The 24,475-nt window shown below is 35.0% G+C and carries 22 protein-coding genes; all 22 read left to right on the top strand.

Going from position 1 to position 24,475, the window contains the following annotated elements; genetic code table 11:
* The 22 genes from EFD62_RS01860 to EFD62_RS01965 all read left to right on the top strand — a co-directional run bounded on the left by EFD62_RS01860 (nt 1) and on the right by EFD62_RS01965 (nt 24,473).
* Nucleotides 1–729, top strand: coding sequence for an ABC transporter ATP-binding protein (locus tag EFD62_RS01860; RefSeq protein WP_069194563.1), 729 nt, complete (start codon nt 1–3; stop codon nt 727–729).
* A complete protein-coding gene (locus EFD62_RS01865; RefSeq protein ID WP_069194562.1) occupies nt 726–1,469 on the top strand; it encodes an ABC transporter permease in 744 nt (247 codons plus the stop codon). The genes EFD62_RS01860 and EFD62_RS01865 overlap by 4 nt, the downstream gene beginning before the upstream one ends.
* Nucleotides 1,470–1,673: 204 nt before the next feature.
* The gene (locus tag EFD62_RS01870; RefSeq protein ID WP_069194561.1) at nt 1,674–2,369 is read left to right on the top strand and encodes a hypothetical protein; all 696 of its coding nucleotides are present in this window, start codon (nt 1,674–1,676) and stop codon (nt 2,367–2,369) included.
* Between the two features lie 14 nt (nt 2,370–2,383).
* A complete protein-coding gene (locus EFD62_RS01875) occupies nt 2,384–3,280 on the top strand; it encodes an MDR/zinc-dependent alcohol dehydrogenase-like family protein (RefSeq protein ID WP_069194560.1) in 897 nt (298 codons plus the stop codon).
* 60 nt (nt 3,281–3,340) lie between these two features.
* The gene (locus EFD62_RS01880) at nt 3,341–4,462 is read left to right on the top strand and encodes a DegT/DnrJ/EryC1/StrS family aminotransferase (protein WP_128705656.1); all 1,122 of its coding nucleotides are present in this window, start codon (nt 3,341–3,343) and stop codon (nt 4,460–4,462) included.
* Nucleotides 4,463–4,513: 51 nt separating this feature from the next.
* Nucleotides 4,514–5,515 (top strand): ABC transporter ATP-binding protein, encoded by a 1,002-nt coding sequence (locus EFD62_RS01885; RefSeq protein WP_069194558.1) that lies wholly within the window; start codon nt 4,514–4,516, stop codon nt 5,513–5,515.
* A complete protein-coding gene (locus EFD62_RS01890) occupies nt 5,512–6,303 on the top strand; it encodes an ABC transporter permease (protein WP_069194557.1) in 792 nt (263 codons plus the stop codon). The genes EFD62_RS01885 and EFD62_RS01890 overlap by 4 nt, the downstream gene beginning before the upstream one ends.
* Before the next feature lie 15 nt (nt 6,304–6,318).
* Entirely contained in the window at nt 6,319–7,122 is an 804-nt protein-coding gene (locus tag EFD62_RS01895) for an ABC transporter permease (RefSeq protein WP_069194556.1), read from the top strand.
* 73 nt (nt 7,123–7,195) lie between these two features.
* Nucleotides 7,196–8,701, top strand: a complete 1,506-nt coding sequence (locus tag EFD62_RS01900; RefSeq protein WP_144445240.1) for a class I adenylate-forming enzyme family protein — start codon at nt 7,196–7,198, stop codon at nt 8,699–8,701.
* Between the two features lie 61 nt (nt 8,702–8,762).
* Complete coding sequence (locus EFD62_RS01905) at nt 8,763–10,388, top strand: B12-binding domain-containing radical SAM protein (RefSeq protein WP_069194554.1); 1,626 nt, start codon at nt 8,763–8,765, stop codon at nt 10,386–10,388.
* 13 nt (nt 10,389–10,401) lie between these two features.
* Entirely contained in the window at nt 10,402–11,436 is a 1,035-nt protein-coding gene (locus EFD62_RS01910; protein ID WP_069194553.1) for an SAM-dependent methyltransferase, read from the top strand.
* 45 nt (nt 11,437–11,481) lie between these two features.
* Nucleotides 11,482–13,113, top strand: a complete 1,632-nt coding sequence (locus EFD62_RS01915) for a B12-binding domain-containing radical SAM protein (RefSeq protein ID WP_069194552.1) — start codon at nt 11,482–11,484, stop codon at nt 13,111–13,113.
* A gap of 20 nt (nt 13,114–13,133) precedes the next feature.
* On the top strand, nt 13,134–14,615 hold the full coding sequence (locus EFD62_RS01920; protein WP_162302497.1) for a class I adenylate-forming enzyme family protein: 1,482 nt from the start codon (nt 13,134–13,136) through the stop codon (nt 14,613–14,615).
* Between the two features lie 5 nt (nt 14,616–14,620).
* Complete coding sequence (locus tag EFD62_RS01925) at nt 14,621–15,550, top strand: NAD-dependent epimerase/dehydratase family protein (protein WP_128705658.1); 930 nt, start codon at nt 14,621–14,623, stop codon at nt 15,548–15,550.
* Nucleotides 15,551–15,567: 17 nt separating this feature from the next.
* Complete coding sequence (locus EFD62_RS01930; RefSeq protein ID WP_069194549.1) at nt 15,568–16,743, top strand: U32 family peptidase; 1,176 nt, start codon at nt 15,568–15,570, stop codon at nt 16,741–16,743.
* Nucleotides 16,744–16,753: 10 nt separating this feature from the next.
* Complete coding sequence (locus EFD62_RS01935) at nt 16,754–17,026, top strand: hypothetical protein (RefSeq protein ID WP_069194548.1); 273 nt, start codon at nt 16,754–16,756, stop codon at nt 17,024–17,026.
* Between the two features lie 58 nt (nt 17,027–17,084).
* Complete coding sequence (locus EFD62_RS01940) at nt 17,085–18,890, top strand: hypothetical protein (protein WP_069194547.1); 1,806 nt, start codon at nt 17,085–17,087, stop codon at nt 18,888–18,890.
* Between the two features lie 87 nt (nt 18,891–18,977).
* The gene (locus EFD62_RS01945; RefSeq protein ID WP_069194546.1) at nt 18,978–19,253 is read left to right on the top strand and encodes an acyl carrier protein; all 276 of its coding nucleotides are present in this window, start codon (nt 18,978–18,980) and stop codon (nt 19,251–19,253) included.
* Nucleotides 19,254–19,257: 4 nt separating this feature from the next.
* Nucleotides 19,258–21,036, top strand: a complete 1,779-nt coding sequence (locus EFD62_RS01950) for a hypothetical protein (protein WP_069194545.1) — start codon at nt 19,258–19,260, stop codon at nt 21,034–21,036.
* Between the two features lie 73 nt (nt 21,037–21,109).
* Nucleotides 21,110–22,270, top strand: coding sequence for an NAD(P)/FAD-dependent oxidoreductase (locus EFD62_RS01955; protein ID WP_069194544.1), 1,161 nt, complete (start codon nt 21,110–21,112; stop codon nt 22,268–22,270).
* 40 nt (nt 22,271–22,310) lie between these two features.
* The gene (locus EFD62_RS01960) at nt 22,311–22,997 is read left to right on the top strand and encodes a hypothetical protein (protein ID WP_069194543.1); all 687 of its coding nucleotides are present in this window, start codon (nt 22,311–22,313) and stop codon (nt 22,995–22,997) included.
* Nucleotides 22,998–23,054: 57 nt separating this feature from the next.
* Nucleotides 23,055–24,473, top strand: a complete 1,419-nt coding sequence (locus EFD62_RS01965; protein ID WP_162302498.1) for a B12-binding domain-containing radical SAM protein — start codon at nt 23,055–23,057, stop codon at nt 24,471–24,473.
* The last annotated feature ends 2 nt before the right edge of the window (nt 24,474–24,475 follow it).

A 24,475-nucleotide genomic window follows, 5' to 3' on the forward strand; every position in this document is an offset into this window, starting at 1 on the left:
ATGGAAAATGCCTTTGTAGTAAAAGGTCTAAGGAAAACTTATGGTGATTTGGTAGCTTTGGATAATCTCAATCTAGAGGTTCGTAAAGGCGAAGTATTTGGTTTGCTTGGGCATAATGGTGCAGGAAAATCTACTGCAATCGAGTGTATTTTAGGAACAAAAATACCTGATTCGGGTACAGTAGAAGTGCTGAAAATGGATCCTATAAAGGACCGCAAAGAGTTGTTCCAGAAGGTGGGAGTTCAGTTTCAGCAAACCCACTATCAAGATAAGATTAGAGTTCACGAAATTTGTGAGATGACTCATTCTTTGTACAAAAACCCAGCAGACTGGAAAGAGCTTTTAGAAATTTTCAACTTGGATAAAGAGAATATGAAGAAGCAGGTATCAGATTTGTCTGGTGGTGAAAGACAAAAGCTTTCAGTAGTTTTGGCACTTATACCAAACCCTGAGCTAGTATTTCTGGACGAGCTGACTACCGGGCTTGATCCCAAGGCACGAAGAGAAGTATGGAATTATCTGAAAAATCTAAAATCGCAAGGACTTACGATTTTCCTTACATCACATTACATGGATGAGGTCCAAACATTATGCGACAGAATATGTATTCTCAGAAAGGGGAAGGTTGTGGCTATGGATACAGTGTCATCTGTTATTGAGACTAGCAATCACTCTAATCTTGAAGATGCATACTTATGGTATACTGGAGAGGAGGATTTGGGAGCATGAAAACGTTCAAAACTCTATTCATAGTTGAAAGCAAACTTGAAATAAGACGTGTAAATAGCATATTTTTTGGAGTGTTTTTCCCGCTGGGAATGATACTTCTTATGGGAGTTATTTTTGGGAAGAAACCTGCTTTTGAAGGGGCATCTTATACTGCCCTGCAGCAGACATTCGGAGCTCTGTCTACAATCGGAATATGTGCTACAGGCTTGATGGGACTTCCACTGGCTGTTGCGGATTACAGAGACAAAAAAGTATTGAAACGATTCAAGGTTACACCGGTAAGCCCGAGTATGCTTCTTTTTACACAAGTTCTTATCTCGTTTATAATCGCGGTGATATCTACTATTTCAGTTTTTATTGTTGCATCAGTGTTATTTGGATATCGCTTTACCGGTTCGGTCGCAGGTTTTCTGATTTCTTATCTGTTGATTACGTTGGTTATATATGGAATGGGAATGTTTCTGGCAAGTATATCGCCAAATCTAAAAACAGCAAGTCTGCTTTGTTCGATTGCTTACTTTCCGATGCTGTTTTTATCTGGAGCCACTGTACCTTATGAAATTATGCCTCGCACAATGCAGCAGGTAGTCAACATACTTCCTTTGACCCAGGGAATCAAGATGCTTAAAAATTATTCATTGGGCTTACCTGTTACTGGGTTATGGTTTCAGGTTGCTTATTTGGGGATACTAGCACTCATATGTATTGTCGTCTCAGTGAAGGTCTTTAAATGGGAATAGTCTCATTAAGTTTGAAGAGTAATTTGTGTATTCTTCAATGCCATGCTCTCCGTCCCCTTATCGGGGCGGGAAAGTATGGATATTAAGCGAGTTTGGAATACGTGAGATGAAGTTAATTGAATTTAGTTGCAATAAACTAAGTAATATCATAGGGGTCAGATTTTTTGAAGACTGATTATATTAAGGTGAAGAGGTGTGATTATAATGAGCAACGTGAAAGGTATAAGAAATACTACGCTAGAAACATTGCAGGCAATGTTGGACGATGGTCTTATCAGTAGTCAAGACTTAATGAGATTTAGGGTCAACGAAATAGATAAAACTGACCCCGAGTTTGTTAGGTATGAAATGGAAGCATGGTATAAAACTTTGGGCATCGAAAACCTTATAGGAAGGAATTTCAGTTTGAAACTGCCCTATTTTACACAGGAAGAGATTAAAGAATTATATGAAAATGATGAAATATTGTTATGTGTTCCACGGGGAATTACAAGAAAAGAATTAGGAAAGTTGTTTAATTTAGAAAGTTGGGCATTAGAAGATGAATTAATAAGTCCTACTACTGAAATAGAGGATTTTTGGTTTAAAATGAAAAAATCTTTTGCTCCTGATTTTTTGGATAAAACCGGGACAGAAGTGAAAAGGGTTATGCAAAATGAGGGAAAGCTCGGATTGAGCCTTGAAAGATATATGGTATTTATCGCACGTATGAGGTATTTAACCGGAACGACTCCCGATTCAAAATATAAGGTATGGATTACTCATGGCAGATACGAATCTAAAGCAATGTTAATTGCAGGATTTGATTGTAACAATAAATTTTCTGTGCATGGATGGATGCCGCATTTTCATTCTCCGTTGGTTGGAGGCAGATACGTATTTATACCAGACCATATATAAGGAGTATCAGTACGATGACAATGATTATAAATAATAGGGAAAATATTGAGGTTATCCTAAGAGGTGGTTTTCCGGAATATAGGCTGCATAATCGAAATGAAATTCCTCAAAACAGTATACTTTTTAGAAATTTATTTACACTGGCAGGCACATCAAGTACTATACAAGCTCACTCAAACTTAGAAACCTTTACAATTCCAGGACACATCAACTATTCTTCGGTGGCAATTGTGGAAGAGAATGGAATGAATTGCAATCAGTTAAAAGAAGGCAACCGGGTTTTATTAACGGCCCAATATAGTAAATTCTTTAGCTTTAACACGATGGAGAATTTGAGAAATAATATGCTATGTTTGCTTCCCGAAGATATGGATATGGTTAATGCATTATTTATACCACTGTTATGTAAAGCGATTTCATTATGTAATTTAAGAAATTCTATTTCGGATAGGGTATTAATGTTGGGATGCGATATAATCGGTTTAATGATGATTATGCTAATGAATTTAGAAGGCATTAGACCTGTAGTTGTGCTTGATAAGTGTGAATATAAACATGATTTGCTTAGAAAAAAAGGTGTTTCAGATATTTTAGATATACATTCCATTCACTTAAATCAAGAATTAAAGAAATTCGAAACTGTTTTTGTAATTTCACAACCGAATGAAGAAATAGATGAGCTAGCTGAATATGAGTCTTATGATAAAGAAATTATTTATTGCAGTAATATGAATACAAAGAACTGTATGGCTCATGACACCAGAATGAATGCCATTGAATTGTTAGAAAATAGCGATATTTATGTAAAAGACTTGATTGCTTGTCATGTTCATGCTGAACATGTTAATCAGGTGTTTAATGATATTTGTGAAAATAAATATTCTGGAAAAGCGTTGGTTTATGATTGGTAAAATGTTTATATCCACATTGATATGAAAATATAATTTTATTATATTGGGGGAAAAAGTTTTATGGAAATAAAATCTCTAAAGATTTCTTTTTCAGAGGAAGATAGGGCTTGGATTACCGATAGGATCGATGAGTGCTTGGCCACAGGGCAATTGAGCCAAGGTAAATTCGTGATGGAATTTGAAGAGGAGCTTAAAAAATATTTGAATGTTAAGCAAGCTATAGCAGTAAATTCAGGAACAGGTGCAATCGATCTTGTTATGAAAATTTTAGATGTTAATAATAAAGATGTTCTTGTCCCAACTAACACTTTTTTGGCAACAGCAGTAGGAGTTAAATTTTCCGGTGGGAATGTAAAGCTTGTTGACATAGATCCAAAAACATTATCAGTGAGTCTAAAAAGCCTCAAAGAGCGAGTTACCAAAAATACAGCAGGTGTTATCATTGTTCATATTGGAGGTATCGTTACACCGGAAATTGAGGATATTAGAGAATGGTGTGACCGGAATGGATTGTGGCTTTTTGAAGATGCAGCACATGCTATAGGGAGCTCTTTTCATGGGAAGTTTGCAGGAACGTTTGGTATTGCCGGTTCTTTCTCATTATTTGCCACAAAAGTAATAACTAGTGCTGAAGGTGGAGCCATTGTAACTAATGACGATGAACTTGCTGAAAAGATAAAATTGTTCAGGAATCATGGAAAACCAAAACCATGGGATACTTACCACACAAGTCTTGGTTCAAACTACAGAATGCATGAAATAACTGCGATTATTGCGCTTTCTCAACTAAGGAAGCTGGATAAAATCATTCAGGAGAGAGATAGAATTGCAAACATGTACACAGAAAAAATAAAGCAGCATCTACCTGAATTGGAACTGATATTACCTGAGGATAGATCAAATTGGTATAAATATACTGCAATGCTACCAAATGAAATAGATAGGGAAGTTGTTAAATCCAGATTAAAAGAAAAAAATATTAATCTGCAAGGAGAAGTCTATGGGATCCCCTTACATAAACAACCGATTGCGGAGATGTTAGATTCCTATAAAAATTTTGAAGTTGCAGACAATGTTTGTTCTAGACATATTTGCTTACCCATTTATCAAGGACTGACAGATTCTGAAATAAATTATGTAGTAGAGGAGCTGGCAAAAGTAATTGCCGAACTAAAAAAATAATTTTATAAACTTACTTCCTAATATAAATTAAACACCTGTGGAGGAAACATAATGGATTCCGAAATAGTCGTAGAGAATTTGAGAAAAGTTTATAAAGTTCCTGTTCGCAACCATGGATTAATTTCATCTCTTAAAAGCCTTATACATCCAATATACAATAATGTTGTCGCTGTTGATGGCATCAGTTTTAAGATTAAAAAAAGTGAAATAATTGGGTTTTTAGGACCTAATGGTGCTGGAAAAACAACTACGCTTAAAATGTTGGCCGGCCTTTTGTATCCTACCTCCGGCAGTGTTGAAGTGTTTGGATTTAAGCCTTATGAAAGAAAAAGTGAATATCTAAAAAAAATTAGTATGATTACAGGGAATAAATCTCAGCTAAATCAAAGCATAACTGTCTTAGATTCGTTATATCTGACTAAAGAAATCTATGGAATAGAAGATAAAGTTTACAAAAAAAGGTTGGATGAATTGGTAGAGTTATTAAACATATCGGAGCTTCTATTAAGGCTCCCTAGAAACCTTTCTCTTGGAGAAAGAGCAAAATGTGAATTTGCTGTTGCTTTATTATATAAACCTGAAATTATTTATCTTGATGAACCCACATTGGGAATGGACATCTCTGTACAAATCAAATTGAGGGAGTTTATAAAAACATATAACAAAGAAAATAACATAACGGTAATATTAACAAGTCATTATATGGGGGATATAACGTCCTTATGTTCTAGAGTAATACTTATTGATAAGGGAAAATTAATGTACGATGGTGGACTCATGGAATTAAGCAATAAGTTATTGCCATTTAAGCTTATAAAAATTACATTTCATGATAAACCCGCTGGCTTTAAAAAAGTAAAAAGCTTATTAAAATGTGAAACTACGCTGATAAATGAAATTGAACAGTCTATCGCATTAAGAATTAAAAAAGAAGATGTTTCAAGAGCAACGGTAGAATTATTAAATAACTTCTCTTTAGCTGACTTAACTATAGAAGACCCTAGCATTGAAGCTGTGTTTGATCAAGTATATAGAGAAGGAGTATCGGTATGAACTTTCGCGGCGGAATAGCACTAATAAAAAAGTCTCTTTTTAGCTATATGGCTTCAAAAGGCTTTTTTTGGACACTGACGCTTGGATGGATGTTACTGCCTCTAATCTATATGCTGGTATGGATCGTCGCATCGGAAAATAGCTCAATATCCGGCTTTAACCAAAGTGATTTTATCAGCTATTATACCATTATGATATTTGTAAATCAGATTACATATCCGATATCACACTGGACAGTTGGTGATAGTATCTTTAATGGAACATTTGCAACCTGGCTTTTAAGACCTCTGCCGCCCATTTATGAACCGATTGCTGCAGATATCGCAATGAAGATTGCATGTTTGCCTTTTATTGTTATTTTTATATCTGTAATTGTATTGTTATTTGGGTTCAGTATTAGACTTACCGTAATAAATCTTATATTTTTTATTTTGTGTCTGATTTTGGCACAGCTTTTAAGGTTTATATTTGCTTATACCATTTCACTTATGGCTTTGGTAACAAATAAAATAAATTCGCTTTTAAGCGTGAATGATTTATTGGTTTTTTTATTTGCTGGCCAAGTAATTCCAACTGTTTTATTACCTGGATTTGTTAAAATAATAGCAGTATTTTTACCCTTCAGGTACATGCTGGGTTTTCCCATTGAGTTGGTTACTGGCAAATTGGGTATGGCAATGATTGTACAAGGGATAATATTGCAGGTGCTATGGCTTAGCGTTGTAATTATAACAAACAAGATTGTTTGGAAAAAATGTATAAAACGATATGCCTCAGTTGGACAGTAAAGGGGAAAGCAGACAATGAAGTATTTAAAATTATTCAAAAGCATGGCAGTATTATTTTTTAAAACCTCTTTTCAACAAGAGATGGCATTTAGATTTGACTTTATTATCAAAATATTTAATTCTGCTTTAAGTATAACCGGAAGTATTGCAAGTGTTTTTATCATATTTTCAGCAGTCGAAACAGTTAATGGATGGGGGCTATATCAAACCCTTGCTGTAACAGGTTGTTTTCTGTTTGTTCAGAGCATTAAGAATCTATTTCTTGCTCCCGGATTATCGTCAGTATCCGGCCTCGATGGAGATTTGTGGACAGGAAGCTTTGACTTTACATTACTCAAACCTATACCTACACAATTATATATTAGTATTAGAGAATGGTCCCCTTTATCTATTTTTGATATATTAGTAAGTTTGATAGTTATTGGTTTATCTATTTTTTATTTAAGCATTACGATAACATTTATAAATGTTATGTTGTTTGTAGCAGCTCTATTTCTAGCAATAACAATACTATATTCCATTATGCTAATATTGACTTCTGTAGCTTTTTGGTATCTAGGAACGCCATTATTATGGATATTCGATAGTTTTATGGAAATGGGACGTTTTCCGATACGGATTTATCCGTCAGTTTTTAGAAATTTACTTACCTGGGTTATACCGGTTGGCTTTGTTGTTACAATCCCTGTAGAAGTACTAACGGGGAAAGCTTCACCCTTCATTTTAATTGCCGGAGCTGTTTTCGCTGCCGTTCTTTATACAATTGCGGCCATGTTTTTTAAAAACAGTATAAAAAAGTATTCCAGTGCTTCTAGTTAAGAAACGGATAAGTGTGATTTTTGATTTAAAACTCATAATCAAGGAAATTTGTGCGATTTCTGCAGAAAAATATGTGGAAATTGTAAATTTAATTATAAATTATAGAAAGGATGACATGATGATGTACGAATCTAAGCTGTATAAAATGTTTAAAAAGCATCTCACACAAAATTCGGAAAGGGTTGCTATTATTATTAATGATGTGCAAACAACCTACAAGGAATTATTTGAAAGAATTAATGCTTGGAAAAATTTTTTTGAGTCTGTAGGAGTAAATAAAGGAGATAGATTAATTATTAGTACAGATCATCGACTTGAATTTATTGCTTCATGGTTGTCCTTATGGAGTATCGGTGCAATACCCATACCAATGGAACCAGTGGCCAGAGCACCGGAATTAACTCGTGCGATTGAGGCAGGAAAACCTCACCTTATATGCAGTGAAAATAGAGAGCATTTAAATGCTTTGCCCAAAAATTCTGAAATATTTAACTGTAATTTGCAGCCTTCGTGGGTTATCGCAAAAATTAACACAGATAATGATATTGATTCCGGTAAAGACAGTGCATTTTTTGCCTATACTTCAGGAACTACGGGGGCTCCCAAATGTGTTATTTATGACATAGAAGGAACTGTAGCTATACTGGAGTCACTGATTAAAGCCTTTAAACTGACTCCTGAGGATGTTTTTATGACACCTCTAAATCCTTCGCTGCCATCTGTTATATTTACTGCAATTTTACCTTCATTGGCTGCCGGTTCAACACTTGTATTGCTTGATGAACCAATTCCGCGGCGTGCCTTGAAAGTAATGGCTCAAACAGGTACAACTGTATTTTTTGCAGTACCGTATTTTTATAGATTAATGAATGAGACAATGAGTGTAAAGGCAGTCCAGCGTTTTGAACATTTAAGATTATGTGTTTCAACTTCTGCATTTCTTGATAACCACACATTCAATGAATTTTATAAATATACGGGAGTACCTATACGTTCGATTTTTTGCTCCTCAGAAGCTTTCTACTGTACTTTTTATGGAGGTGACGATATAGAGATTTTGAGAAAATCATGCGGTACAACGCTGGAGGGGGTAAAAATAAAAGTTGCGGATAAAGAAGATAATGAAGTGCCGCTGTTGACAGAAGGGCAGATCTTAGTGTCAGGGACTCATAAGTCTAAGGGCTATTTTTGTCGACCTGAACTGGAAGAAAAGGTTTTTAAAAACGGATGGGTCCACACAGGGGATTTGGGCTATCTTGATGAAGAAGGCTATTTATACATAACCGGAAGAATTTCACACACTATAAATGTAGGTGGGCACTTAGTAAATCCCCAGGAAGTAGAGTCTATTTTGATATCCTATCCCGGGATTAGTGAAGCTATGATTTTAGGGGAAAAGGATCCAATGATAGGAGAACGTGTAATTGCGAAAGTTGTTTTAAAGGAAGGCGCTGAAATTGAAGAAAAGGAAGTAATAGAGTTTTGCAAAAAAATGTTGCTCAAGTACAAAGTACCGGAAAGGATTGAAATTGTAGAATCTCTTCCAAAGAGTCGGTACGGCAAAATACGCAGAATGTAATGCATCAATACATAAGATCATAATGTCAACTATTTTATTAATTAAAAAAGGGGGGGAGAATGTGAATACGGTATTATTAGAATGGAGGCCCTACACTTCATTATTTCAGAGAAATAGTCTTGGTCTCCAATATATAGCTGCTACTTTAAGGCAGAATGGATACAAAACGCATATTCAAGTGTTTGAAGGGGAGGCAGTAGAGGAGGTTTGTAGACAGGTTCTCCAACTGAAACCGGATATTGTAGCAATCCCGATTTACCCGGAGATAAAAGATACTGTTTATGCAATTTTTGACCATATAAAAGAATCTGATCCGAATATCACAACAATTTCAGGTGGACATACAGCAACTCTATATGCCGCAAAAATTATGAAGGAGCAAAAAAATATAGATTTAATTACTTGTGGTGAAAGTGAAGAAATCTATTTGGAGTTATGTAGAAATATTGAGAAAAAACAGAGCATAGAGAATGTAAAAGGTATTTTTTACAGAAAGAACAATTTGATATTGAAGACAGGTCCTAGGGAGCAAATAAAGGATTTAAACGTGCTTCCTTTTCCAGTGGATGATATTACAAAAGACTTAAACGATGACACTTCTCCAACAGTATTTACATCGATTTCTTCCTCAAGAGGTTGCCTTGGGAATTGTGATTTTTGTGTTTCCCACAGGGTTAGTAAAATTGTCAAAAACGCAAAATGGAGGGGAAGAGATCCGGAAAGCATTATTGAAGAAATAAAATGTATTATCAGCAATTTTCCCGGGAAAAGAATTGCAATAGAGTTTGTTGACAGTTCGTTTGAAGACCCTGATCCGAGGAATAAATCGCGCATATTGAAGTTTGTGGATCTGCTGGAATCAAACGATATAAAAATAGCGTTTTCTTTTTTGACGAGAGCAGAATCTTGGTCGGAAAAAGATACAGATCTAATTAAGAGAATGAGAAAATGTGGGCTTTTCCGCGTTTCACCCGGTTTTGAAAGTGGATCGGAAGCTTCTTTGATATCCTTTGGAAAGCGTGCTTCTGTTGAAAACAATTACAAAGCCTATGAGGTATTTTCAAAAAACGGTGTAGATGTGTGTGGGCTTATTATTATGTTCCACCCATATGTTACATTCAATGATTTGCGAAATAATGCAAAGTTTATAGTTGACATAGGGCTAGGCCATAGACCGCAGAGTTGGCTCCATTCATTATATGTATTTCCTGATACCCGAATATTTCATAGAATTGCAATGGACGGACTTCTTATTGGAACAGATAAAAGCCAATTTGTCTATTTATATTCTTTTAACGATGGAAGGATGGAAAAACTCTATAAAACCGTAGAGCGATTGAAAAGATTGCCTGTAGTTGATGATTTTGAAAATACATGTGAAAAGATTTCTTATGAGCTAAAGCTATATGAGGTTTGGAAAGAGCAGTATGATGAATTTGAAAAAGTCAGAGATATAATGGACGAATACATTAATTCATTTAAGAAGACCTCAAAAATAGTTAGTGAGAGACTTAATGAGATGTTTTTAGAACTTGTTGAACTGGCAGAAGCCCGCAAGATACTGCATAAAGAAGAAAAAATTATAGAAGAGTGGAACCACTTGTTAGAGGAAAAACATAATTATCTTGAAAGTGAGTGGGTACGTTTCAGGGTTAAATTGCTGAGGAAAGGAATAAGACTAATATAAGTGGGGGGATATTGTGGAACTGGAAGCTCTTAAATATATAAAAGCAAATGATAGAATTGCCATTGCAAATGTCACCAAAAATAATTTTATGGGAATTGAATTGCTTTTGAAACAGCTAAATTTTCCGGTGGAACTTATTGGTGGATGGAATAAGGAAGAGACTTTAATAAAAGATAATGCCTTCTGTGAATATACAGGTAAAATAACTTTAAAAAAAGACATGCATACCTTTTTAAACAGCCTTTTAGAGTCGGAATATCCTGATACTATAATTTTTCCTCCGCAAAGTGAAAAAATTCTTGATGATATTGAATTAATCTTAGAAATAAATTTTACCGGAAAAATTAAAACAATCATCATCATTCGTGGATATAAAGCAAATTTATCTCTTGAAGAAATGAAAAAAATTGCTGTCCTAAGCAGGAAAAATAATATCAATATTGCCGTTGGTGATATTAAGAATACAGGGTATAGTATAGGGTACCTGCTGGACTCTGTAGAAAATATGCCATGGACCGTAAATGAGCTGGATCCGGATTTAGCTGAGTATATAAATAAAAACAATTTAAATCAGGGTACCTTTTTGGACTTGGGAACAGGAGCAGGAACCCAGGCGGTTGAGCTTGCAAAATTGGGTTTTACTGTAACAGCAACAGATTTAGTTAAATATGCCTTTGAGAACACTGCTGCGAAAGTTAACAATGTTGATTTTATTGAAGACAATATATTGGATACACGGTTAAATAAAAAGTTTGACTATATATTTGATCGAGGATGTCTTCACGCTTTGGGCAAGGAGAACTATGAAACATATGTCAGACAAGTAAAGAAAATACTTAAGGATGATGGCATATTGTTATTAAAATATGCAACAAACGATAATAAGCACCTGACGAAAGATGTTCTAAAGTATTACTATTCGGAAGATGAGCTTTACGACTTTATTAATAGCAATTTTATAATTGATGAAATTAAAACAACTTTTTATCAGCAGAATTCTGACTATACTCCTATGAAGGCCATATTTGCTGTCTTAAGGATTGGTTAAGTTGAAATTAGAGTTTATTTTACAAATAAAAGGGAGGTGGAGAGGTTGAAAAAATTAAAAATTGCTCTATTAGAAATAAGAAATAGTGTGACCATTTATAAATTCACTTTAGGTATCCACTATCTAACTTCTGTACTTCGCGAAGACGGTTATACAGTGAGTGAAATGCTTTTTGAAGCCGAAGAAGTTGATTCTATTTCAGAAATGATACTAGAAAAAGATCCTGATGTTGTTGGAATAAGTTTTTATAGAGAAACTGAAGAATACATTTTTAAACTGGCCCGGCTATTGAAAAAAGCAAAACCTAATATCAAAGTGTTTTTAGGAGGACATACGGCAACGTTATATTCTACCTATATATTAAAAAAGGAAAAAAACATTGATATTGTCGTCAATAGTGAGGGAGAAAAAACAGTGCTGGATCTTGTAAACCGATTGGAGGAAGGAAGAAGTCTTGAAACTTGTGAAGGTATCACTTATAGACAAGATGATGAAATAATAAAAAATAAAAACCGTGAATTGATTGAAAATCTTGATGAACTTCCATTTCCAGCCATTGACGTATTAAAGGAAAAAAGTCTGAATAATAATTATGTATTTGCTGGTATTTCAACTTCGAGAGGATGTATGGGAAAATGTGCCTTCTGTGTGGCAAACAGATTCTATACATATGAAAAAAAATATAACTGGAGAGGAAGATCACCTGCAAATGTTGTGGATGAAATACTGTATTTGAAAAAGTCATTTCCTGACAAACGATTGTTTTATACTATTATTGATAGTTCAATTGAAGATCCTGACCCAATCAGAAAAAATAGGCTTAAAGAATTAGTGAGTCTGATGGAGAAAAATAATATCCATATTCCGTTTAACTGTTATACAAGGTCTGAATCATGGAGCGAAAATGACATCGATTTAATCAAGAGACTTAAAAATGTTGGGTTGTTTGAAGTGAATATTGGATATGAAGGAAGTATTGAAAAGACACTGGAGATATTTAAGAAAAGAGCTTCTATAGATGATAATTACAGAGCATATCGTATTTTTAAAGATGAAAACATCAATGTGTTCGGTTTTTTAATTATGTTTCATCCATATACATCCTTTACAGAGTTGCGGTCAAACGCTGAGCTGCTTTTGAAAGTAGAAATGGCATACCATCCGCAGTCCTGGTGGCAGACAATGGATTTGTGGCCGGATTCCAGAATATTTTTTGATGTAACCAAGGACGGACTATTAATGGGGCCAGAAGAAAAGGGCTATATTTTTAACTATGCCTATGAAGATGGAAGGATTCACAGGGTAAATGCTGCAATGAAAAAAATTGGGGAATCCCAAGAAAGCATAGCATATGTAAATACAAATGAAAAGATAAAACTCGATCAACTTCTCTATAATGTGTGGAAAGAACAGGACTCTCAGCTAAAGGTTATTGAAAATGAAATGAGTGAATATATTGAGTTATATGAACAAAGAAAAAAGCTCATGGGCATTTGTCAGTATGAATATTTTATGGAACTGATAGACAAGACTGAAAGGGATTTGTCTGACAGGGAAATAGATAGTATTTGTAACGATTGGATTTCTGCCTTGCGTGAAAATAATATTGAGCTTGAAAAAATATGGCTTAAATTCAACATGATGTTCAGACGAAAGAAAGTTGAACTACTTGTATGAGAGGGGTTGCAAACGGGAATATGAGTAAATTAATAGATTTATTTGAAACTACATTTGAAAAAAATCCCGATAAAATTGCAATTGAATATGGGGATAGAAAGATTAGTTGCAAAAATCTACAAGGAGAAGTACGGAAATGGTGTAAGGAGCTTACAGATGGCAGCGCAGAGTTAAAAGAGAATACAAAAGTTTTGTTGGCTTTAGATGATGACATAACTTTCATTTTCCTATGGCTCGCTCTGTGGAAAATAAACTGTATTCCCGTACCAATGGATGGTTTTACGGATAGTGAAGAACTAATCCACGCAGTGGATGCCAGTAGCTGTAATATTATTATAAGTACTAAGGATATTAATTTGGACAATTTGTCGAAGGATAGCAAGACGAAGTTTACAAAAGTAAATTGCAATATCGATAACTCAATTACTTACATAAAAACCGGTTATGAAAATATTGAAGAGAATCCCAACGATTGTGCACTACTATTCTACACCTCCGGAACAACTGGGCTGCCCAAATGTGTTTGTTTCAGCCATGATGCAATGAAAGAGAATGTATTATCACTGGCCGAAGCAATTCACCTTACCAGTAATGATGTATTTTTTACCCCATTATCCATTATGCTGCCGGCAACAATAGCTTCAGTTTTTCTTCCCGCATTTTCGGTAGGCTCAACTTTAGTTATGACAAAAGCCTCATTTCCGGGGAGTATAATAAAGAACGTTTTTGAGAAAAATGTAACGGTTTTTTATGCTGTTCCTTATATGTATAGCTTGCTGTGTACAGCAATGAGCTTAAGAAAGAGTGAATATTGGAAAAATGTAAGGCTCTGTTTTACAAGTTCGGCATTTTTAGACAAAGATATTTTCGATAGTTTCTATGAAAAAACTTCTATTCCCATTCGTTCCTTGTACTGTTCATCAGAAGGTGGTGCTATATCTTTTAATCGTTCCGATGATTTGGAATTGTTGCGTAATTCGGTTGGATATCCGCTTTCAGGGGTTATAATAAGAATTTTGAATGATACCGGTGAAGAAGTGCCTCCAGGGGTTCCGGGAAATATTTTCGTAGGAGGGAGTCACATTTCTTTTGGTTATCACAATAGAGAGACTTTGAATAAAGAGGTTTTTAAAGATAACAAGGTAAATACCGGTGATCTGGGGTATATGGATAAAAGTGGCTATATCTTTTTGACCGGGAGGGCATCAGAAACTATTAACGTAAGCGGTTTCTTGGTTAATCCTGAAGAGGTGGAAGAAGCTATAAAAGGATACCCTCAGGTTAAAGATGTCTTGGTCTATGGTTTTAAAAGTATGAATACTGGAGAGTGTGTCGGTGCAAAAATAATACTTAAAAATGATAAAGATATTCTGGATACCGATCAATTGTATGAATATTTAAGTAAAAAGCTAAACCATTACAAGATTCCAAGGCACTGTGAAATAGTTAAAGAATTGCCTCAAAGCCGCTACGGTAAAAAAATCCGTTCCAGAATGGGGTGACATGAATGGTATTGATTACTGGATGCACCGGATATATTGGAAGCCGTCTTGCTGTTCGGCTGCTTAGTATGGGGATAAAGGTAAAAGGACTTGTCCTTCCAAAGGAGATGGACAAAGTTCAAGAGTTGAAAAAATGCGGCATTGAGGTTTTCCAGGGGGATTTGTGCAATGCTGAGACATTAAAAGGGATCGGCAAGAATGTAGAATTTGCTTTCCATATGGCGGGTTTGCACTCATCGGTGGATCGAATGACAAGTCTTTATGTAAATGGAACAAAAGGTCTCATAAATGAACTTAAAAATTCTCCATTAAAGGGATTTTACCTTGCTGGTAATGGTGCGGTATATGGAGATTGCGGAGATGAAATTCTTTATGAATCAAATAATACCAATCCGACTCACCCTTTTGGTTTAATTTCTTTGAAAACTGAAAAAACAGTTTTAGAATTAGCTGAAAGAAATCAATTTCCATGGATTATATTCAGGATAGCGGAAGTATATGGAGACGGCCAATATGATCCCTTTAAAAACTTAAGAAACTATAAATTAAAGATACTTGGCGACGGTACAAACTATACGTCAAAAATTCATATAGATGATTTGATAGAACTCTTATTACTTGCATTTAAAAGCAATAAAACCAATAAAATTTACAACATATGCGATGATTTACCTGTGAGACAAAAAGAGTTTTATGAAGAAGCATGTTCAATTTCAGGATATTCGGAACCGGAATGGGTGGCGGATTATACGATTCCGCACAGGATAAGGTTAAGTATACATGGATTGCGTATGTTATCTTTACGTATGTCGAATAGAACGATAAAAGAAGATTTGAATTACAAATTGAAATACCCAGCAATCAGAGAAGGACTTACTGACTTATTTAAACGACACGAAACAGTAAATTCAAATAAAATATCTTTACAAATGTAGATGAGGGGGGAAGGAAAGTGGAACTTTCGGTATCGTATAACGGTGATTTGAAGCTTATTGATGCACTGGGGCAATATAGTTCAGTTGTAAATATCTATGGTGCAGCTAGCAAAGATATCACCGGTGGTGGTAGAGGCACAAACGGTCTTTCCGTAATAACAAAACAGGATATTGAAAAAGCTGTTGTAAAAGCTCATGAAAATAAGATTGAATTTAACTATTTGCTAAATAGCTCGTGTATGGGAAATAAAGAATTTCTCGCAAAAAAACGCGATGAAATAATAGAACACCTATCTTGGCTTGAAAGCATAAATGTTGATTGGGTCACTATTGCAAATCCTTACTTAATTGAAATATGTAAAAATAAATTTCCTGGAATCAAAGTGAGTTTATCCTCTTTTGCAATGGTAGAGAGCGTGGAAAGAGCGAAATTTTACGACTCTTTAGGAGTTGATGAGATTACTGTACGTGAAAATATAAATAGAGATTTAAACTTGCTGAGGGAGATACAAAAGAATGTCAAGTGTAAAATTCAAGTTTTGGTCAATCAGACCTGTTTACATCACTGTCCTTATCAGTTTTATCATGATAATGTAATGAGTCATGCTTCACAAAAAAGCGATTTGGAAGAAGACGTATTTATCGATTACTGTATTTTAAAATGTATTTACAGAAAATTTGATAATCCGACTGAAATTATAAAATCCAACTGGATAAGACCCGAAGATTTGTGCGTTTATGAGGATTATGGAATTGACAAATTTAAAATCACAGACAGAGGTAAATCCAGCAACTGGATTGTTAAAGTTGTTAAAAGTTATCATGAGAGAAAATATGACGGCAATCTGGCTGATATTTTAAATATTGTTCAGGTTCACAATAAGAGAACCAGCGGGAAAGTTTTTGAAGCGAACTCGGATAATGAAGCTGCAAAAAAACATATAAAAAGATTGCTAAGAGCATATATGATTTTAAATGTTCAGATGGATAACAGTAAGCTGGATGGTTTTATTGAATTCTTTAAAAATGGTAACTGCAGGCATAAATCCTGTGACAGCTGTGGATACTGCAGCAGCATTGCCCAGAAAGTCATTAGCTTTCCCAATAGTAAGGCAATTAGCCATGCACTGGACGAAATTAAAGAGGTTAATAAGATTTTAATCAATGAAGGGGTTATCAATATGCAGAATTAGAGGTGATAAAATGTTTTCTTATGGAGAAATTGTTAGAGAGATCAAGCGCTATATATCAGAAGAGTTTAATATTCAACCGCTTTCTATAGAAAGTGATTTACAGTTAAGTTCAATTCAAATTTTGAATACAGTAACTTGGATTGAAAAAACATATCAAATAGAAGTAGACGACAAATATATTTTCCACGGGATGTTTAAAAATATCAGGCTTCTAAGCTTATATATCAGCGGAGAACTAGGGTCAGAGCAAAATAGAAATATGTTTTTAAATGCAGTTAGCTAGGGTGTAATAGTAAATTTAATAATGATAAAGTAATCGGTTTAATTTGTAGTTTTTGTCTATGGGGGTGGTTAAGATAAATGATTTAGTACATACCAATCAAAGTATTGAATTTTATACTAATCTCCTGACGCATATGATGCAACAACAGTCAACGGCGTTAATTAATGGAAACGTAGAGGACTTTATAAAATGGTTTGAGTTGGATTCTTATAATGAATACTATCTAAGACGTTGGTTTAACGGCTACGCAGTAAAATTTGAAAATCCCTCTGAGTGTGAGTATGAGATAGAAGGTTTTAGAGAAGAGTCATCAAACAGATATTATGTAAAAGTAACATTTCGGTTGAAGTATAAGTCTTATGATGCAGAAGATGTTACGTTTAGTTATGTGATAATTCGAGATGAGGAAGCCTTTAAGATCGTTAGCCAGACATATAAAATTCATGACAAGCCATGGAAAGATGATGAAACTGAGACCAAATCTTTTTCAATAGGTTCAACAGGTATAATTTTTCGAACCGAATCTTTAAATCAAGAAGAGAGATATCATAACGAATTGCTACAGTCTAAAGAAGTAATTGAGATTTTTAAGAATTCCTGTGACCCATTAAGTGCAAACCTATATGCAAGAGCGGTATCTAAATCTGTTCGTTTTAGAAATACACACCCGGAAATAGACTGTGCCGCTTTTCTCTCGGATTTAATGACATTGAGGGTTGCAAAACTGTCTTTTTTGCTGGGAGATTGTGATTTTGCAACTTACGCTAAAAGAATCAATGCTTTCAGCAAAAAAAATATTATTTCAAAAACCAATGAAGCTCAGCATAATGATGGGGAAATTTCTATTAGAGAGCTATCGCTTCTTCCCCAATTCAATATTGATGAAGTTTTTGCCAGCAGAAACTCGGAACATTTCATGGAAGCAAGCTGCGCAGAACTGACATCGTTTTATGGGTCAATCCTTAGAGCCGGAGGTATGAAGGGAACCAATGTGTTTATCGTGACACAGCCTTTTCATTACCTTACTGTATTTAAACTTGATAAAGGCTACTATATTATTAATGTAAATGATATTATGCCAATGACTGAAAATCGATTGTACGGAGATAATGAAGTCACAAGAATTTTTTCTCCCGTATATTTTCTTGATAGCAGCGGACAAAGTAATATGCCTTTTGAGGTATATGAAGAAGTAAGCAAATTTTTTGCTAAAGGTATTCCTTTGTTTAAAATACCAAAAATGAACAAGCAGGTAAACACGCTTCCCTGCGGTGTTGAACCTGAATTTTCAATCAAAAACTGTAATACCCCTATTGAACTTAGTATGAAACTTAAAAAATATGTTTTAAAAATGAGCAAAGACTGGCCGTACTCTCCATTTACATGGGCAAAGTACTCATACCAGACCTTGCTGGTAGATAAATTGCAGGCCTATCTTATCAGTTCAATAAAAGCTATGGAATGTATTAAAGCTGCAAATCTATATAATTCAATAGAAGAACTCTTTGATTGGATAAGAAAAAATATAAAGCCGGGCTCTATTTTCCCGGAAAATGACCGATTGATGACAGCAGATCAAGTTTTGAGAAATAGAAAAGGGAACCCAAAAGATGTGGCCCTTCTTATTTCAAGCTTGGCAATTTTGATGAAAATCTGTAAAGGCGCCGGAATTGCAATATCAGACCGTACAGCCTATGCTGTCCTGTTTGACGGTGATGGGGAGGTGATTATCTATAATGCACAAACTCTTGAAAGGGTTTCAAAAATTAATGAAACAGTAATTTTTGCATTTGATGAAAATGTGGGCTACAGCATTTACAAAATGAATGAAAATACTCCTGTCTGGCTCCAAAAAATCATTTAACACAAAATTAGATAGTAGAATTCGATTGTATAGGAAGACTTGTATGTCTCGTTCGTTTAAAATTTATAAAAAAGGAGATGACTAGCTATGACTGATCAAAAGCTTGAAATTAAAAAGAAATTGCATGAGATTTTTAGTAGTGTTCTTGAAAGAGATATCGATTTCGGTGAACTCGACGTGGAGAGCGGAATTTTGGAAAAGTTCCATATTGACTCATTAATTGCACTGCAGATTATTGTAAGGATAGAACAAGACTTTGGAATTGTGATCGAGGATGACAATGTTGCAGTTGAAATATTAGATTCTTTTAATAAAGCCGTTGAGTTTATCAGTGAAAATCAACAAGTGCATGAAATGAGGTAAAGGCATGAGAGGAAGTCAGGATGTGCATAATCAGGCGGATAAAAAGGATATAAATGATGCAGCGGTCAGCAAAGTTGTAGAAAAGATAAATGAAGCTTTAAGAAAAAATGATTTATCCATGTGGATGAGTTTATTTTATTCTGAAGATGACATTGCATACGAAGCTCAAAAGATATGGTTTGAAAAATATATGATAGAAATAAAACCTGATAATTATAATTTTGTTGTTTTGGACATTTCCACTAATAGAGCTAATGCAGTTTTAAGATGCAGAATTGAAATAGAATATAGTAATTTTAATCCATTGCACGAAACACATATTTATACGGTTGAGTATGTCGAAGCGCGTAGAGATTTTTGCATTACATGGCTTGAAAAATTAAGAGAACCTTTTATGGCAGGCGATAAAGACAGCAGTCACTGGTTTGATTTTATGAATAATATTGACTGCACAGCATCTTATAGTAATGACTGGTGGAAAAACAATACTTTAATCGAAGCTGCATATGAAGCAAATGATCCTGACTCGCCACTAATTTATGCAAGAGCGATCACGAGAAATATTAGGTTCAGAGAAGCACATCCAATCCTTGAATGTGCATCAATTCTTGCCTGTATGATGTCAGCAAAATTAGCCTGGCTAGCTGCCGATATTTTTGATTGCGATCAGCTAAAGTATATGGGAAATGTTTATAATGTTACGAAAGATACCGTACTTGTAAGGCTTGTTAGGGATGATAGGGACAATACATGGACAAGTAAATTTCTAGCACCTTGGTATGGATTTGACGAAATGCTCTTATTTAGAGACGATAAGGGTTTGATTTCATGTAACTGTTCATCCTATATGTCTTTTTTAGCTGCATTGCTAAGAATAGGCGGATATGCCGGGAAAGATGTGATTCAAATACGTACGGGTAATCAGGATGCTCTTATCATTTCTGTAGGAGAAAGCAATTATTTAATAAGTTCGGGTAAGATTGAAAAATTAACTGAGAAAAGCCTTTATATTTTAAAGAAAATAAGCAAATTGTTTTCAGATTGTTATTTCTGGACTGAGCAAGGTCTAACCAACATTCATAGAGACAAAATTGTATTTTACAAAAACCTAATTGCGTCCAGAACGCCTATATTTGATTTTTCATGGAAGTTAAATGATAAATATGTTGGAACATTTGATATGGATAGTGTAAAGCTTCCCGATTTAATAAGCAACAAAAATCCGGATAGCTTAAATAAGGATATTAGAAGGAATGTTTTTGAGTTAAGTAAAGAATATCCGGGTTCAGTTTTCACATGGGCAAAATATGCAAGTCAGACCCTTTATGTATCAAAACCTGAAACGTATTTAAGCTGGTCGATACAGAGCCCGGCTGTGAGAGATAAAATAGCTGTCTGGAATTCCTTGGATGAAATATTAGAAGAAATTAAAGAGTTATTAAATATTTCAATATTCTCCGAAAGCGACAGGATAATGACGGCTGATCAGGTATTGAGACATAAAAGGTGCGATGATAAAGCTAAAGCCTTATTGATATTCTGCTGGTTTAAATTAAAAAAAGGTGCTAAAACGTTTGTTTTATTTAGCGACAGGAGTGTGTACTGTGCATATAAAACAGAAACGGAATGGATCTATTTAGATGCTAAATCAGGGAGAAAAGCAGTACCCGAAGGCGATATTTTACTGGCATTGAACGATAAAAGAAGCGTTTATCCGCTTTTAAATGGGGATGACTTCAAAAAGTTCAAAAGTATGAACCAGATAGAGGAGGTTTTTGAATGAAAAGTATACCAGAAAAATTCCTTGACGGTATAAAAAATTATAAAGAATCTTTGGGAGGCAACGGTGAAGGCTCATGATACCAAAAACAGCAAATGTAGTTATTATTGGAAGTGGAGCAATGGGTGCAAGCACCGCATACCATTTAGCAAAGATGGGCGTTAAAGATATTGTAATTCTGGAGAAGGAAGAGGTTCCGGGAGGACATACAACCAGCAGGTGCGCCGGAGGCTTTAGGCATCAATTTTCAACTAAAATCAATGTCCTTTTATCGAAATTAAGTATTGAAAAGATTAGGTACCTTCAAGAAGAATTAAATTACAATTTTGACATCAATTATTGTGGATATGTATTTCTACTTACGGAAAACGATGACCTCAGTTTTTTTAAAAATGCAGTAAAAATGCAAAATGAATTAAATGTAAATACACAGTGGCTGGAATTAAACGAGATAAAGGAAATGCTTCCTATGATGCGCATTGATGATGTTATTGCTGCTACATATTATGAATATGATGGTCTGATGGAGCCGTCTTCATTAGTTAATGCATACCTCAGTGAAGCAGAGAAGATGGGTGTAAAAATTTTTACGGGAGAAACTGTAATTGGCATAGACACAAAGGATAATAAAATAGAAGGTATTGCCACTATCTCAGGTAAAATAAGTACACCGATTGTTGTGAATGCTGCAGGACCGTGGGCCGGTGAGATAGGAAAACTTGTAAACGTTAACATCCCAATTAAGCCTGTTATGCAGCAGTTGTTTTTCACCTCAAAAATAGAATGGGTTTCCAATTCCTTTCCTGTTGTTATATTTCCTTATGAAGGTCTTGGATTCCATAAAGAAGGAGATGGATTGCTGACAGGTATGACAAAACCTCCAGTAAAGGACAATTGCTTTGAGTTGATGATTGACGAAGAATGGGAACTGCTTCACTGTGAAAAAGCAATTCAACGGATACCTGATATAGAAAATACATATATAAGATCCAGATGGGCAGGTTTTTACGAGGAAACTGAAGATGATCATCCGATTGTAGGCAGCATACCGGGGATTGACGGATTTTATTGCATAGCAGGCTTTAACGGACATGGGTTTATGCAAAGTCCCATTTGCGGACAGCTCTTGGCTGAAGAAATCATCTATGGGAAAGCAAGAAGTCTTGATATAGAAATCCTAAGAGTAGAACGGTTTTACAACGGAAAATGCACATATACAGAAAGTTTTAAAATATAGGTTAGATAAAAAAATAAATTTGTATATTGGAGGGTAAATTATGGGAAACACTAGACAAAAATTTATTGGGTTAATAGAAGAATTACTGGAACAGAAGATAATAACGCCTTACGATCTCAAGAGATATGTTACAAATTTGGAGGACCTTACAAACCCTGCATTTGTAAAGCATGAAATGGAAGAATGGTATAAAAAAATGGGGCTGGAACATATTACAGGCAGAAAGCTTTCACTGTCCGATTGTCCATTTACGCAGGAAGAGTTGGAAGAAGCCTATGAAAAAGGAGAGACAATTTTGTGCGTTCCGGCAGGTGTAAAAAGAGAAGAACTAGGAAAGCTTTTCCGTCTAGATACATGGGCATTACATGATCCGCTTGTTACGCCTGCTACCGAAGAGGAGGACTGCTGGGTTAGAACGAGTATGTCTCCAACACCGGAGTATATGAAATGTACAGGTGTTGATGTGAGTAGGAGATTTGAGGATGAAAACAAGTTAAACTTCAGCATAGAAAGATATCTAGTTTTTATTGGACGTATGAGATATTTGACAGGAAGAACACCGGACTTAGAGTACTGGATTTGGCTTCCAAGAGGTCGTTATGACCGCTCCGGTATGTTAATAGCAGGTTTTGATCGCAATGCAAATTTAAATGTTCATGGATGGATGCCCCAGTTTTCAGCCAGCTTTTTGGGAGCACGTTATGGAATACCGCCAAAATCAAAATAAGTCTCATAGTTTGCTAAAGTAAATAGAACTAAAAGAAATGGGGAGATAATAATGTATATGAGAGAAAGGAAACGGGTAGCCTGTGTGATACCCCCATTTTATAGATTGATTGAGTCAAAAAATAATAGACTTTCTCCTGCGATGCATTATGTAGCAGAAACGCTTAAGTTAAGGGGTCATGAGGTTGTCTTTATCAATGGTGATTTTGCCGATGATTCTGTTGATTATGCTGAGAGATTAAGTATGACTTTAAACAGTTGGCTTTTTGCTGAAAGGTATAAAAATGGGCATGAGTCTTTTGAAGAAGTTATTCAAATATTAGTAAATTTTAAACCCGATATTGTCTTTATAGGTGCCGGTGACGTTTTAATGCCTACAGTTGAAATGGGCAGTACTCAGTCCTGTGCTTATATTGCAAAAAGAATCAAGGAAACCCTGGGCAAGGATTCAATAGTATGCGTTGGTTACGGGCATTTACTTAAATATGCAAAAAAATGTGATTTGGAAGATCTTGACGTAGTCATTACGGGAGAAGGTGAAGAGCAAGCAATAGAGGTCGTAGAAAAAGGTTTAAGGGGTAAATTGCCTAGTAAGTGGTGTCAAGATATGGATTCGTTGCCTATATTGACAGGAGACTATATTTTTCATGAATATAAACCGGAAGACTGGGACTATATTATGTCTATGAGAGGGTGTCCAAACAGGTGTACCTTCTGTCATCAACCTTCATTAAGAGGATTCAATGTTTCCACAATGTCGCCGGAACGCTTTGTTAGAGAACTTCGCTACCGGATTGAAAAAATCGGAACGAAAGGTTTTTATTTTTCCGATATGATTTTTGCACCGGGAACGGGTCCTAGAACAATTGAAATGATTAATCGGTTAATTGCATTAAAAAACGATTACCCTGATTTTAGTTGGTGGGCAGAAGCCAGAGTAGATACCATAACAAAAAGAGAAATTGTTGAGAACATGAAACGCTCAGGTTGCAGGCACTTAAAATTTGGTGTTGAAATGGCAAATCAGGAGATGCTAAATGTAGTTAAAAAAGGTATTAACTTAAAGGAAGTTGAAAATGCTTTCAAAATATCTGCAGAATGCGGAATTGAGAGGACTGCTTATGTACTTTTAGGATGTCCTGGCTTTAATGATGAAGATTACAAAAAAATGTGGCAGTTCTTTTATGACTTAAAAGCCGATAACTATGTAATTAATATTAATGTTCCGTATCTGGGGACTGAATTGCATGAGCAGATAAAAGACAGATTAATTGATTTTAACCTGTATAAAGATGGTGAAGAAAGTTTTATTCATACTTCACTCGTAATGAAAGAATTTTGGAACATTTCAGATGAAACTCTCAATATGTATTTTTCACTTCAAGGTAAAAAGGATGATTCTGATTTCAGAAAATATAAGAAAAAGATTGTCGACAAAGAACAATATATGAAGAACAGGCAAATTGTTTATATGTAATT

The organism is Acetivibrio mesophilus, assembly GCF_004102745.1.
GTDB lineage: Bacteria > Bacillota > Clostridia > Acetivibrionales > Acetivibrionaceae > Hungateiclostridium > Hungateiclostridium mesophilum.